A 13,627-nucleotide genomic window follows, 5' to 3' on the forward strand; every position below is an offset into this window, starting at 1 on the left:
TAATTTATAATTTAATAATATTTTAAAAAATACGTATTTTTTAATGTAAAATTAAGTATAAATACTTAATTTTGTTTGTAAGAGTTATGATGTTGTAAAAGATATAGAGTTAATAGCAAATCAAAAGTGGAATTCTATCATTTTAGCAGTTTTAGTAACTGTTTTTACATGTTTACCAAGTGTAGTTACAGGTATTATTGCTTTACTAATTAAGTTTTTTAAAGAAGAAGAAGCTATAAAGGAAGTTACTCCTAAGATAACACCAATTAATGTATAGAGTTAATAAAACAAAATCCCCCAACTTTTTATATTAATGAAATGAATAACAAAATTGATTATTTATGATGTGCTTTTTTGTTGATATAAAAATTCTAAGGATGCTTTTTTGGTACATTAAGAATAATAAACTCTTTACTTGGCTAATAAAATTTTAATATCGTATTTAGTATAAAACCTTGGTCTACAAATGATGAAAAATGAAATTAAAACAACGTGTTCTTATTGTGGAGTTGGTTGCGGTATTATCGTAAAAAAAGACATCAATAATAAGGTTTTTGTAGAAGGTGATAAAGACCATCCTGTAAATAAAGGAATGTTATGTTCTAAAGGAATGAACTTACATTACGTTGCCAATGATACTTCAGATAGAATTTTATATCCTGAAATGCGTTGGTCTCGTTCCCATCCTCGTGAAAGAGTTTCTTGGGACACCGCTTTAGATAGAGCAGCCAATGTTTTTAAATCCATCATAAAAAAACACGGACCAGATGCTGTGGCTTTTTACGTTTCTGGTCAAAGCTTAACAGAAGAATATTATATAGCTAATAAGTTGACTAAAGGTTTTTTAGGGACTAATAATATAGATACTAACTCACGTTTATGCATGAGTTCTGCAGTTGTTGGTTACAAAAAAACGTTTGGAGAAGATAGTGTACCTATTTCTTATGCAGATATAGAATTAGCAGATTGTTTTTTAATTACTGGCGCAAATCCTGCTTGGTGTCATCCTATTTTATTTAGAAGGATAGAAAAACACAAAGAGGAAAATCCGAATGTTAAAATCATTGTTATTGACCCTCGTAAAACAGATTCTGCAAATTTTGCAGATTTACATTTACAATTAACCCCTGGTACAGATGTAATTTTATACAACGCTATTGGTAGATGTTTATACAGTAGCGGTTTAATTGATGAAGATTTTATTAAAAAACACACCCAAGGTTTTGATGATTACAAGAAAATTATTTTTGATACAAGTTTAAAACAAGCATCTAAAATGTGTGGTGTTTCTAAAGATGATATTAAAAAAGCTGCAGAAATGATTGGTCTTTCAAAAGGGTTTATCAGTATGTGGGCAATGGGTTTAAACCAAAGTGTAATTGGTACGGATAAAAATGTATCGCTTTTAAACTTATCTTTAATAACAGGTCAAGTTGGTAAACCAGGATCTGGCCCATTTTCATTAACAGGGCAGCCAAATGCAATGGGAGGTAGAGAAGTTGGAGGAATGGCAAATTTATTAGCGGTTCATAAAGATTTACAAAACGAAGAGCATAGGAGAGAGGTTGCTCAATTTTGGGGTGTTGATAAAATATCTGCAAAACCAGGGCTAACAGCAACAGAAATGTTTGATACCTTAGAGAGTGGAAAACTAAAAGCTGTTTGGATTGCTTGTACAAATCCATTAGTGAGTATGCCAAATTCACACCAAATAGAAAAAGCCATGGCAAATTCTAAATTTGTGGTGGTACAAGAAATTTCTCATAAATCAGATACTGTAAATTATGCAGATTTAGTTTTGCCAGCTGCAGCTTGGTTAGAAAAAGAAGGAACCATGACAAATTCTGAACGAAGAATTTCTTATTTACCTAAAGAAATTGAAGCGCCAGGAGAGGCAAGGCCAGATGTAGAAATCTTTTGCGATTTTGCACAAAGAATGGGTTTTAGAGGTTTTAATTATAATAGTGCTGAAGAAATTTACGACGAGTATGCTTCTATGACCAAAGGCACAAATATTGATGTTTCTTTCTTAAATTATGATAGATTAAAAAACGAAGGTACTTTTCAATGGCCAGTCAATGAATATCGTCATAAAGGAACGCCTCGATTATTTGAAGACAAAAAATTTTATACACCATCACAAAAAGCAATTTTTAATATTCCATCTACTATAGAAAATACCTCTATAAAAACGAGTCAAGAATTTCCGTTGATTTTAACCACAGGTCGTGTTAGAGATCAATGGCATACCATGACCAAAACCGGAAAAGTATCAAGATTAAAAACACATTACCCAAAACCTGTCTTAGAAATTAATGCTATAGATGCCTATTTAAATAATATTAAAGATGGTGATATTACAGAAATCAAAAGTAAAAATGGAGTTGTTAGAGTACGAGCAAAAATTACTGATGCTATTAAAGAAGGTGTTGTTTTTTTGCCTATGCATTGGGGTAAAGTGTTGCAAAGTAATTTAAATAGAGCTAATAATTTAACAAATGTACATGTTGATCCAGTTTCAAAAGAACCAGATTTTAAGTTTACTTCAGTATCTGTTTCAAAATATAAAAAACCAAAAGAAAAAATTATAATTGCTGGTGCTGGTGCTGCTGCTTTTAGATTTTTACAAAACTATAGAGATTATAATGAAGTTGATGAAATTCATGTTTTTTCTAAAGAAAAAAACTTGTTTTACAACCGAGTTTTATTGCCAGAATATATTACAGAAGAGTTAACTTGGGAGCAATTATTAAAGATTAAAAATACTGAATTATCTAATTTAGATATTAAAATTCATCCAGAAACAATTATCAAAAATATTGATAAGAAAACTAGAATAGTAACAGATTCTAATGGTGAAACGCACACTTTTGATAAGTTAATTTTAGCTACAGGAAGTAGAGCATTTATTCCTAAAGATGTACAAATAGATTTGCCTGGGCGCTTTACAATGCGTAATAAAATTGATGCAGATCGATTTAAAAATTATTTAGACAATACGGGTTTACCACCAGAAGAACAACATGTTGTAATTGTTGGTGGTGGTTTATTAGGATTAGAGCTGGCAGCAGCTATGAAGCACAAAAATGTAAAAATTACAATTGTGCAAAGAGCATCAAGATTAATGGAGCGTCAGTTAGATAAAATTTCGAGTAAATTATTGTCTTTAGATGTGCAAGAAAGAGGTATTCAAATTTATTTTGATAATGAAGTAAGTACTGTTTTTGATGATGAAGATACTGGTGAATTAACTATCAATCTAAAAAGTGGAAAATATATTACTGCAAACGCAATTGTTTATGCAATTGGTACAAGACCAAATATAGAAATTGCAAAAAGTAGCGGAATAGTTTGCGGAAGAGGTGTTAAGGTAAATCAGCACTTACAATCTTCACATCCAGATATTTTTGCCATTGGAGAGATAGCGGAATTTGACAATAAATTGTTTGGTATTACATCTGCGGCAGAAGAACAAGCGGGCATTTTAGCCAACTTTATTGCGGGTGATATTAGCGAAGCTTACAAAGGTTCTGTTTTAATGAACATTTTAAAATTTAACGATTTAAACTTATGTAGTATTGGAGAAATTACGGTTCCAGAAAATGATCCAAGTTATGAAGAAATTATTTTTACTGACATTTCTAAACGTTATTATAAAAAATGTATTGTTAAAGACGATTTGTTAATTGGCGCCGTTTTAATGGGTGATAAAAACGAGTTTGCTGAATTCAAAACCATGATTGAAAGCAAAATTGAAATGTCTGACAAGCGAAATACATTGTTGAGAGGCGCATCAAATGATACTCCTGTTTTAGGAAAATTAGTGTGTTCTTGTAGTCAAGTTGGTGAAGGAAATATTAAAGAAGCCGTTCAAAAAGGGTGTACAAATTTTACAGAATTATGTAACAAAACAGGTGCTGGTTTAGGCTGTGGAAGTTGTAAAACAGAAGTTAGAGAAATTCTAAACAATACAAAAGTAGGTGTATGAGCAATCAATTAAATAGATTAATCGTTAAAGGTGGAGTTTTATCTCCTGGAGAATTAAAATATATTTGTGAATCTGTAGAGAATTTAGGATTAAAAACCATTTCTTTTGGTTCTAGACAAGATATTTTATTGCCCAAAAAAGTAAACACTGAAGACCTGGCACAATTTGAAAAATTAAAAGTTGTAGAAGCTGATGAAGTTGGTATAGAAAACATTGTTTCTTCATACGTTTGTGCAGATATTTTTCCGAGTACTTCTTGGTTAACTGGAGACAGATATTTGTATCTTTTAGAGCAGTTTCGTTCAAAATCCAAGTTAAAAATAAATATCACAGATCCAAAACAACGTTTAGTTCCTTTGTTTACAGGGCATATAAACTTTATTGCCTCAGAACATGAAGACTATTGGTATTTGTATGTGAGATTACCAGAATGGAAAAAAACACAAATGTATCCTGCATTAATTTATAGTTGGGATTTAGATAAAATTGAAACAGCAATTGAAGATATTCTTCAAGAAGAACCAGAAACAATTGAAACTATTTTTGAGCTAGTAAGTGATGCAGTTGACACAAATAATAGAACTGTAGATAAACCTTTAGAGGTTCCTTTTTACCCTTTTCCTTATTTTGAAGGGATGAACAAAATAGGAATAGATAAATACTGGTTGGGACTTTATTGGAGAAATAATAAATATGATATTTCTTTCTTAAAAGATATGTGCGAATTATGTTCTGAAAACAAGATTGGTAAAATATCTATTACGCCTTGGAAATCTTTTATTGTAAAAGGAATTCCGAGAGAGTCTAAACTGATTTGGGAAAAGTTTTTAGGAAAAAGAGGAATCAATGTACGTCATTCAATGTTAGAATTAAACTGGCATTTACCTGTGGCAAATAAAGATGCATTAAATCTTAAAAAATACTTAGTTTCTAATTTTGATCAAAATGATATTAGTACGTATGGTTTAACTTTTGGAATTACCGATTACAACAAAGCTTCTTATTATTTTACATCTATAGTTATTGAAAAAAATAAACAACCAGAAATGATTGGAAATTTTCAAACCAGGGATACCTATAATTTATTGTATGCTAAGAATTTTGATCCAAATACAAGGCAATACATTATGCATGTTCAAGATGTAGATAAGGTAGAATTACCTGGTTTATTGATGGAATTGAGTCAGTTATATTTTGATCAATTAGGTAGTCAAAAAGAAGAAGAACAAGAGATTGAAATAGAAAAAGAAAGTATAGAATTAGAAGTATATCAATGTCAAGATTGTTTAACAATTTATGATGAAGCTTTTGGAGATTTTACCCAAGAAATTGCTCCAGAAACATTTTTTAAAGAGTTACCAGAAACATATGAGTGTTCACTTTGCGAAGCGCCTAAAACCAATTTTAAGAAAGTAGTATTAGTAAAATAAATAGTTTAATATCAAAAAAAATAGTTGACTTTACATCAAAACATAGCATTAAAAAACTCAAGAAAAGTAATAACTGATTTCTCTTGTGCTTCTTGTATTAATATAAATTGTTTAATTAAAAAAAATCTTAATACTGTTACAAATGCAAGTTTTATTGAAAATAAAAAAACTTTAAAGTGTAAAAAAGGACAGCAATTCATTATTGAAGGTGCTCCTGTAAACGGCTTGTTTTTTATTTTAAAAGGAGTTGTAAAAGTTTTTAGAACCGGTATTAATGGTAGAGAGCAAATAGTTCGTTTTGCAAAAGAAGGAGAAATTATTGGTCATCGTGGTTTTGGTACAGAAGAATATTATTCAATTGGTGCAATTGCTTTAAAAGATGCAGTTTTGTGTTATTTTTCTAAAGATGATTTACAAGAAGCGTTGTTAAAAAACCCAAAATTTGGATATGATATGATGCTTTTTTATGCAAACGAATTAAATAAAAGCGAATCTAAAGTAAAGTCTATTTCTCAAATGACGGTTCGTGAACGTGTAATAGATACGCTACTTTACATCCATAGAAAATTTGGTAATTTAAGAGGTTTTTTAAACTTACCTTTAAGTAGAAAAGAATATGCAGATTATGCAGGTACTACAGAAGAGCAAGTCATTAGAATTTTTTCTGCACTTAAAAAAGAAGGGTTGATTACTGCACAAGCCAAAAAAATAAGCATCACCAATATTCAAAATTTAAAAAACGAAATTAGTGAGCATAATTATTATTTAGATTCTTAAATCACCTAAATAAATATTTCTTTCTGAGTGTATTAAATTCTTTTTTTACTGATCCTTATAGCAAACCCTTCAAGTTTTAAAAACTTGAAGGGTTTTTTACGTATAAAAATTTACATTAAAAATAAGTACGTAAACTTTATACGTACTTATTTTTTAAAATAAAGATTTAATAATGAATTGTTTGTGGTTTTTATATGTTTTATAGCATCTTTTTTTATGTTTAAAAAAGAGGTATAAATATGTGTATTGTCATAAGTTGCAAGTGTGTATACTTATATATTTGTTAAAAAAATAAGTATTAATACGTATATTATTAAATTATCATAAAATGAAATCTTTATTTAAAAAATCAACCTACATTTTACCAGCAGCAATGTTACTATTTGCTTGCGGGGGTAAAGAAACCAAAAAGACAGCAACAGAAACGGTTGTTGCTAAAACATCAAAAACTAAAACATTAGAAATTGAGAAGCCTCAGTTAACTTTTGGTTTTATCAAATTAACAGATATGGCTCCTTTAGCAATTGCTAAAGAAAAAGGGTTTTTCGAAGATGAAGGATTATTTGTTTCTGTTGAAGCGCAGTCTAACTGGAAAAATGTTTTAGACAGAGTTATTGATGGTCAATTAGATGGCTCACACATGTTAGCAGGTCAGCCAATTGCAGCTGGTGCTGGTTTTGGACGTCAGGCTAAATTAGTAACTCCTTTTTCTATGGATTTAAACGGAAATGGAATTACTGTTTCTAACGATGTTTGGTCTAAAATGAAGCCAAATGTGCCAAAAGATTCTGATGGAAAACCAATTCATCCAATAAAAGCTGATGCTTTAAAACCAGTAATTACAGAATATAAAAATTCTGGAAAAGCGTTTAAAATGGGAATGGTTTTCCCTGTGTCAACTCATAATTATGAGATTAGATATTGGTTAGCAGCTGCAGGAATTCACCCAGGTATGTACACTAAAGAAAACGTACAAGGTCAAATTGATGCTGAAGTTTTATTATCAGTAACACCTCCGCCACAAATGCCAGCAACGCTAGAAGCAGGTACGATTTATGGATATTGTGTAGGTGAGCCTTGGAATCAACAAGCTGTTTTTAAAGGAATAGGTGTTCCTGTAGTTACAAATTATGATATCTGGAAAAACAATCCTGAAAAAGTATTTGTAATGACGGATAAGTTTGTAAAAGAAAATCCAAATACTGCAATTGCAGTAACCAAAGCTTTAATTAGAGCAGGTAAATGGTTAGATAAACCAGAAAATAGAAAAGAAGCTGTAGAAATTTTATCAATGTCTCAATATGTTGGAGCGCCAGTAGAAGTTTTAGCAAATTCTATGACAGGTACTTTTGAGTTCGAAAAAGGAGATAAGCGTGATATGCCTGACTTTAACGTATTCTATAAATACAATGCAACTTATCCTTTTTATTCTGATGGAATCTGGTTCTTAACACAAATGAGAAGATGGGGGCAAATTCCTGATGCAAAATCAGCAGATTGGTATTCATCAACTATTAAAGATATATACAGACCAGATATCTGGAAAAAAGCAGCACAACTTTTAGTTGAAGAAGGTAATATACCTGCAACAGATATTCCTGCAACTGATGGTTACAAACCAGCAACAGCAGATTTTATAGACGGTACTACTTATGATGCTAAAGATCCAATTGGATACATCAATAGTTTTAAAATAGGAAACAAGGATAAAAAATAATCTCCATTTTTTTAAGAAATTATGAAAGCAAGTATAGCATTAGGAAGAGTGACTAAATTTATAGGTTTAGGTTTTTTAACAAGTATAAAAGATTTATTTACTGGAAAGTTAGAAAAAGAAGATTTTAAAAACTTCTTACGCAAGGCTGTGGTGCCTCTTGCTTCCATTTTCTTATTTTTAGGTATGTGGCATTTAGGTTCAAAATCATTATATAATATTGAGGCCGAATTTAAAATTGAAAAAGCATTAAAAGATCAAGGTCAAGCAGCAGCAGAAGCTTTAAAAACCTGTATAGCTTCTGGCGAATCTAGTTGTCAGCCAAATACATTGCCATCTCCTGCTCAAGTATGGGAATCTTTTCAATCTTTATTAAGAGACCATAATATTATAAGTGCAGACAAAGCTGCTTTTATAGAAAAAACGGCAGCTTTAAATGAAAAAAGAATTGCAGCAGGTAAAGATGCTATTGTGTATACAGGAAGACCATCATTTGTAGATCAAATATTTAGAAGTTTGCAAACCGTATTTGCTGGTTTTCTATTAGCATTGTTAATAGCTGTACCGCTAGGTATTTTTATAGGATTAAGTCCAACTTTAAAAAGTGCTTTCAATTGGTTTATACAAATCTTTAAGCCAGTATCTCCTGTAGTTTGGTATTTGTTGGTTTTTATGATTGTAAAAACAGTATTAATTGGTTCTACAGATGATAGTTCATTTACCATCTCATTTATAAGTGTTGGTTTATGTTCTATGTGGGCAACTTTGGTAAATACTGCTATGGGGGTTTCTTCTGTAGATAAAGATTTTATAAATGTAGCAAAAGTGTTAAAACTAGGTACGTTTCAAAAAATATTTAAAGTTGTTTTACCATCTTCATTACCATTAATATTTACAGGTTTAAAAATTACATTATCAGTTGCTTGGATGGTTTTAATTGCAATTGAATTATTAGCACAAAGTCCTGGTTTAGGGTTATTTGTTTGGGAAGAATTTCAAAATGGAGCTAATGATTCTAATGCAAAAATTATTGTAGCAATGTTTGCAATTGGTATCATCGGATTTTTGTTAGACAGAATAATGTTAAGTATTCAAAACTGGGTGTCTTTTGATAAACAAGATGCAATTTAAGAACATGTAATTGTTTATTTGTTTAAAAGAGTAATATTAAGAAAATCAATTAAACATTTATTCAGTTCAACAATTTAACATCAAAAAAATGGCATATTTAGAGCTTAAAAATATTAATAAAACCTATGGTCAAGGAGAAAATGAGACAGAAGTATTGTCTAACATTAACTTGAAAATAGAGGAAGGAGAGTTTGTTGCTATTGTTGGTTTTACAGGAAGTGGAAAAACAACTTTGGTAAATTTAATTAATGGTTTAATAGCACCAACCAGCGGAGAGGTTTTGTTTAAAGGAAAACCTGTTGTTGGTACAAGTCATGAGCGTGGAGTAATCTTTCAAAACTATTCTTTATTGCCTTGGTTAACAGTTGAACAAAACGTTATTATGGCAGTTAAAGCTGCGTTTCCAAAACGCCAAAAATCGGTATGGAAACGTAAAGCTGCTTATTATATTGAAATGGTTAATCTAACGCCAGCAATCAATAAATTACCGAAAGAATTATCAGGAGGAATGCGTCAAAGAGTTGCAGTAGCAAGAGCTTTGGCAATGAAGCCAGATATGATTATTATGGATGAACCTTTAGGTGCACTAGATGCATTAACCCGTGGAAATTTACAAGATCAAATTCTAAATATTTGGGGTAAAGATAAGCGTACAGCTTTATTAATTACAAATGATGTTGATGAAGGTATTTATATGGCAGACAGAATTATTCCATTACGTCCGGGACCAAATGCAACTTTAGGACCAGAATTTAAGATTGATCTAGAGCGTCCAAGAGATAAGACAGAAATGAATGATAGCGAAAGTTTTAAAAAGACAAGAAACGCAATTATTGAATATTTAATGGGAATTGGAGAAGAAAGAAAATCTGAAGCTAAAAAAGAATATGTGCTACCAGAATTAACTCCAAAAGATTTTGTTAATCAATTTAGATAAAAAAGATGAGCATTATAACAGAAAGTAGTCGTACAAAAGAGGTTTTAGCAAAGAAATATCCTTCTAATGAGGTAATGTTAGATCTAAAAGATTTAAAAAAAGTATATCCAACACCAAAAGGAGATTATGTGGTTTTAGAAGATTTAAATCTTCAAATACGTAAAGAAGAATTTGTTACTATTATTGGTCATTCAGGTTGTGGTAAAACAACTATGCTTTCTATGATTGCGGGTTTAAACCCTATATCTGGTGGTAATATTTCTGTATTAGGAAAACATATAAAGGGACCAGGGCCAGACCGAGGTGTTATTTTTCAATCGCCAAGTTTAATGCCTTGGATGACCTCCTTACAAAACGTAATGCTAGGAGTAAATCAAGTTTTTCCAAGTGCAACAAAACAACAAAGAACAGATGTTGCTAAATACTATTTACAGAAAGTTGGTTTAGAAGATGCTTTTCATAAAAAGGCAAGCGAACTATCTCAAGGAATGCAACAAAGAGTTGGAATTGCAAGAGCGTTTGCAATAAAACCTAAAGTATTATTGTTAGATGAACCTTTTGGAATGTTAGATTCTTTAACTAGAGGAGAATTACAAGATATTTTAATAGAAATCTGGAACAAAGAAAAAATTACAGCAGTTATGATTACTCATGATGTAGATGAAGCAATCTTTTTAGCAGACAGAGTAGTTATGATGACAAGTGGACCAAAAGCAAAAATAGGAGATGTTTTAGATATCAATTTTGAAAGGCCTAGAACAAGAAAATCAGTTTTAGAACACAATGATTATTATGCATATAGAAAACATTTAATAGATTTTTTAGAACATTAAAATAAATACAACACACAAAAATTAAAACAAATAAAAAATGAAAAAAAAGCACATAATTTTAGGACTATTGTTAGCAAGTTTTCAATTTGCAAAAGCACAATTTACATTAGATGCAGAATTTAGACCAAGAACAGAATATAGAAATGGTTTTGGAAATTTAATTTCTGACGATGCAGATGCTGGTTTTGGTATTTCTACAAGAGCAAGATTAAATGCTGGTTATAAAACAGATGCATATAAAGTATATATTAGTTTACAAGACGTTATGGTTTGGGGAGAAAACAGGCAAATTTTACCTTACGATCAAAATAATTCTTTTGCCGTTTTTCAAGCTTGGGCAGAATTGCAATTAGGTGCTGGTTGGTCTACAAAATTAGGACGTCAAGTATTATCTTATGACGATCAAAGAATTCTAGGAGGTTTAGATTGGGCACAGCAAGGTCGTAATCATGATGCAGCTTTATTAAAGTATAAAAAAGATAAATTTAGTTTAGATTTTGCGTTGGCATATAATCAAGATTATTCAAATCCAACAGGGTTTGTTTCTACAGGAACAGATTATACAACAACAGGTTTTTTCTCATACAAAACAATGCAAATGCTACATTTAAACAAGGCTTGGGAAAACTTTAAAGGAAGTTTCTTGTTAATGAATAATGGATTTCAAAAATATGATGATTTAGGTGCAGCAGATGGTGTAAATAATTTAACAACTTTAGGTACTAATTTAAACTACAAAAAAGGAAAGTTTGGTTTGGCAGCAAATGCTTATTTACAAACAGGTGAAAGACAAGGTAGTGTTGATGTAAAAGGTGCACATTTATTAGGTTTAGACCTTTCTTATAAAGCGTCTCCAAAAGTTGGTTTAGGTTTAGGTATAGAAAGTATTAGTGGAGCAACAGATGATTCTGCAGCATTTTTTCCTTTATACGGAACCAATCATAAATTTAATGGTTTTATGGATTATTTTTATGTTGGTAATCATGCAAACTCAATTGGTTTAACAGATATACACGCAAGTGCAAACTTTAAATTAGGAGAAAAATCTAGCTTGCTAGTAAAGTTATTAAACTTTAGTGGAGAACAAGCTTTAACAAGTGGAGAAAAATCTTTAGGGACAGAAATAGACATTGTGTACAAGAAAGCTTTTAAAGGCTATGCTTTAGTTCTTGGATATTCTCAAATGTTTGCAACAGACGGAATGTATGAATTAAAAGGTATCACAGAAGATGCTGCTGCAGGTTCTCAAAACTGGGCTTGGGCAATGTTGGTAATTAAACCAAAGTTTTTATCTTCTAGTAAAAAATAATAATTGTTTTTTTTAAAATAAGTCCTTCAAAATTTATTTTGTTGGACTTATTTTTTTTCTACCCATCATAATACAATTTAATATGCTACATTTTACAGGTTTTATAGTAGTTTAGGTCTGTTAAAGCTGTATCTCTCATTTTTTTAAATGTCTTTTTGTTACATAAGTTTACAAATTATTATTAAAGTTATCATTTTGGTATACTTCTAATTAGTAATGCTTTTTAGTTCTTTAAAAAAAATATCATACTTTTTTAAAAACAAAATAAAAAGAAACTTATATCTTTACAGCGTGAATTATTTAAAGAGGATATTTAGTTTAGGTTTATCTGCGGTCATTTTATTGACTCATCTTATAGCGCTTGAGCATTCTCTTGATCATTCAGGTACTAATCAAGGTTCAGTTTTTTCTTTAGAACTAGAGCAGATATCAGATTCAGAAATAGATTGTTCTTTATGTGATATTTATTTAGATATAGAAATATCTAAAACACCAACTTTTACTTACAGTTTATTAGCTCCTAAACTAATAAAAGATGCTATCTTTAAAAAAGAAGATGATTTTACTTCCATCATTTTTTATTTAAAGAAATCGAGAGCACCACCAACTTTTACAGTTTAACATACTAATCAGCATCAATAAATGTTGTACACAATAAAATGTGTATGAATCCATTTTTTGATGATTGTTTGATATGTCTTTTTTTCTATTTATTAGGTAGTATTTAGTTCTTTTTAAAGAGTACTCTGTCTTTTAAATAACATTTTTTCAACTTAACATTTTAAATTTTAATTATGCTACAAGCAAAAAAGCTTTGTAAGCGCTATGATGATACTTCTGCGCTCAAAGACTTAAGTCTTAAAGTAAATCCTGGTGAAATTTTTTGTCTACTTGGACAAAATGGAGCAGGTAAAACCACTACTATTAATATCTTTTTAGGTTTAATAGCGCCAACTTCGGGAGAAGCATTTATTAACGATGTTTCTGTTTTAGATAATAAATTTATACGAAGTTCAATAGCTTATATACCAGAAACTGTACAGTTGTATAGCAATTTATCAGGATTAGAAAATTTAGATTTTTTTAGCAGATTAGCTGGTTTTAAATATCAAAAGGAAGAACTGATTCAGTTTTTAAAAGAGGCAAATTTACAAGAAGAATCTTACACTAAAAAGCTCTCTACTTACTCAAAAGGAATGCGTCAAAAAGTAGGTATTGCTGTTGCTTTGTCTAAAAATGCTTCTTTTATTTTAATGGATGAGCCAACATCTGGTTTAGATCCAAAAGCATCTGTAGAGTTTGCTAAAACATGTAAAAAATTGGCTGCAACAGGTGTTGGTATTTTAATGGCAACTCATGATATTTTTAATGCAGTAAACATTGGTTCTAAAATAGGAATCATGAAAGAAGGTACTTTAATACATACAACCAAAACAGAAAATATAACAGCACAAGAATTACAAGATTTATACATAAAAACAATTTAAAAACACTAACACAAATTTAAA

10 protein-coding genes are annotated in these 13,627 nt (G+C 30.3%); all 10 read left to right on the forward strand.

What is annotated here, in order from left to right:
• Window positions 1-466 precede the first annotated feature (466 nt).
• The 10 genes from Q0733_RS03450 (at window position 467) to Q0733_RS03495 (ending at window position 13,606) form a co-directional block, all read left to right on the forward strand.
• On the forward strand, window positions 467-3,988 hold the full coding sequence (locus Q0733_RS03450; protein WP_298778995.1) for a nitrate reductase: 3,522 nt from the start codon (window positions 467-469) through the stop codon (window positions 3,986-3,988).
• Entirely contained in the window at window positions 3,985-5,418 is a 1,434-nt protein-coding gene (locus tag Q0733_RS03455) for a rubredoxin domain-containing protein (protein WP_298778997.1), read from the forward strand. Before Q0733_RS03450 ends, Q0733_RS03455 begins: the two co-directional genes overlap by 4 nt.
• A 24-nt stretch (window positions 5,419-5,442) precedes the next feature.
• Window positions 5,443-6,195, forward strand: coding sequence for a Crp/Fnr family transcriptional regulator (locus Q0733_RS03460; RefSeq protein ID WP_298778999.1), 753 nt, complete (start codon window positions 5,443-5,445; stop codon window positions 6,193-6,195).
• A gap of 328 nt (window positions 6,196-6,523) precedes the next feature.
• Entirely contained in the window at window positions 6,524-7,912 is a 1,389-nt protein-coding gene (locus tag Q0733_RS03465) for a CmpA/NrtA family ABC transporter substrate-binding protein (RefSeq protein WP_298779001.1), read from the forward strand.
• A 21-nt stretch (window positions 7,913-7,933) separates the two neighbouring features.
• On the forward strand, window positions 7,934-9,040 hold the full coding sequence (locus Q0733_RS03470; RefSeq protein WP_298779003.1) for an ABC transporter permease: 1,107 nt from the start codon (window positions 7,934-7,936) through the stop codon (window positions 9,038-9,040).
• Between the two features lie 88 nt (window positions 9,041-9,128).
• Window positions 9,129-9,977 carry an ABC transporter ATP-binding protein gene (locus tag Q0733_RS03475; RefSeq protein WP_298779005.1) on the forward strand — a complete coding sequence of 283 codons (849 nt, stop codon included), beginning with the start codon at window positions 9,129-9,131 and terminating at the stop codon, window positions 9,975-9,977.
• A gap of 5 nt (window positions 9,978-9,982) precedes the next feature.
• A complete protein-coding gene (locus tag Q0733_RS03480; RefSeq protein WP_298779007.1) occupies window positions 9,983-10,810 on the forward strand; it encodes an ABC transporter ATP-binding protein in 828 nt (275 codons plus the stop codon).
• Between the two features lie 37 nt (window positions 10,811-10,847).
• On the forward strand, window positions 10,848-12,119 hold the full coding sequence (locus tag Q0733_RS03485) for an alginate export family protein (protein WP_298779009.1): 1,272 nt from the start codon (window positions 10,848-10,850) through the stop codon (window positions 12,117-12,119).
• 291 nt (window positions 12,120-12,410) lie between these two features.
• A complete protein-coding gene (locus Q0733_RS03490) occupies window positions 12,411-12,740 on the forward strand; it encodes a hypothetical protein (protein WP_298779011.1) in 330 nt (109 codons plus the stop codon).
• A 173-nt stretch (window positions 12,741-12,913) separates the two neighbouring features.
• Window positions 12,914-13,606 carry an ABC transporter ATP-binding protein gene (locus tag Q0733_RS03495; protein ID WP_298779013.1) on the forward strand — a complete coding sequence of 231 codons (693 nt, stop codon included), beginning with the start codon at window positions 12,914-12,916 and terminating at the stop codon, window positions 13,604-13,606.
• Window positions 13,607-13,627 lie beyond the last annotated feature (21 nt).

The sequence above is a fragment of the uncultured Polaribacter sp. genome, from assembly GCF_947500975.1.
In the GTDB taxonomy this organism is placed as follows: Bacteria; Bacteroidota; Bacteroidia; order Flavobacteriales; family Flavobacteriaceae; genus Polaribacter.

Excerpts from the sequence above, each read along its gene's own strand:
- Q0733_RS03495 (WP_298779013.1), top strand. The coding sequence starts at position 12,914 with ATGCTACAAGCAAAAAAGCTTTGTAAGCGCTATGATGATACTTCTGCG.
- Q0733_RS03455 (WP_298778997.1), top strand. The coding sequence starts at position 3,985 with ATGAGCAATCAATTAAATAGATTAATCGTTAAAGGTGGAGTTTTATCT.
- Q0733_RS03465 (WP_298779001.1), top strand. The coding sequence starts at position 6,524 with ATGAAATCTTTATTTAAAAAATCAACCTACATTTTACCAGCAGCAATG.
- Q0733_RS03470 (WP_298779003.1), top strand. The coding sequence starts at position 7,934 with ATGAAAGCAAGTATAGCATTAGGAAGAGTGACTAAATTTATAGGTTTA.
- Q0733_RS03450 (WP_298778995.1), top strand. The coding sequence starts at position 467 with ATGATGAAAAATGAAATTAAAACAACGTGTTCTTATTGTGGAGTTGGT.
- Q0733_RS03475 (WP_298779005.1), top strand. The coding sequence starts at position 9,129 with ATGGCATATTTAGAGCTTAAAAATATTAATAAAACCTATGGTCAAGGA.
- Q0733_RS03480 (WP_298779007.1), top strand. The coding sequence starts at position 9,983 with ATGAGCATTATAACAGAAAGTAGTCGTACAAAAGAGGTTTTAGCAAAG.
- Q0733_RS03485 (WP_298779009.1), top strand. The coding sequence starts at position 10,848 with ATGAAAAAAAAGCACATAATTTTAGGACTATTGTTAGCAAGTTTTCAA.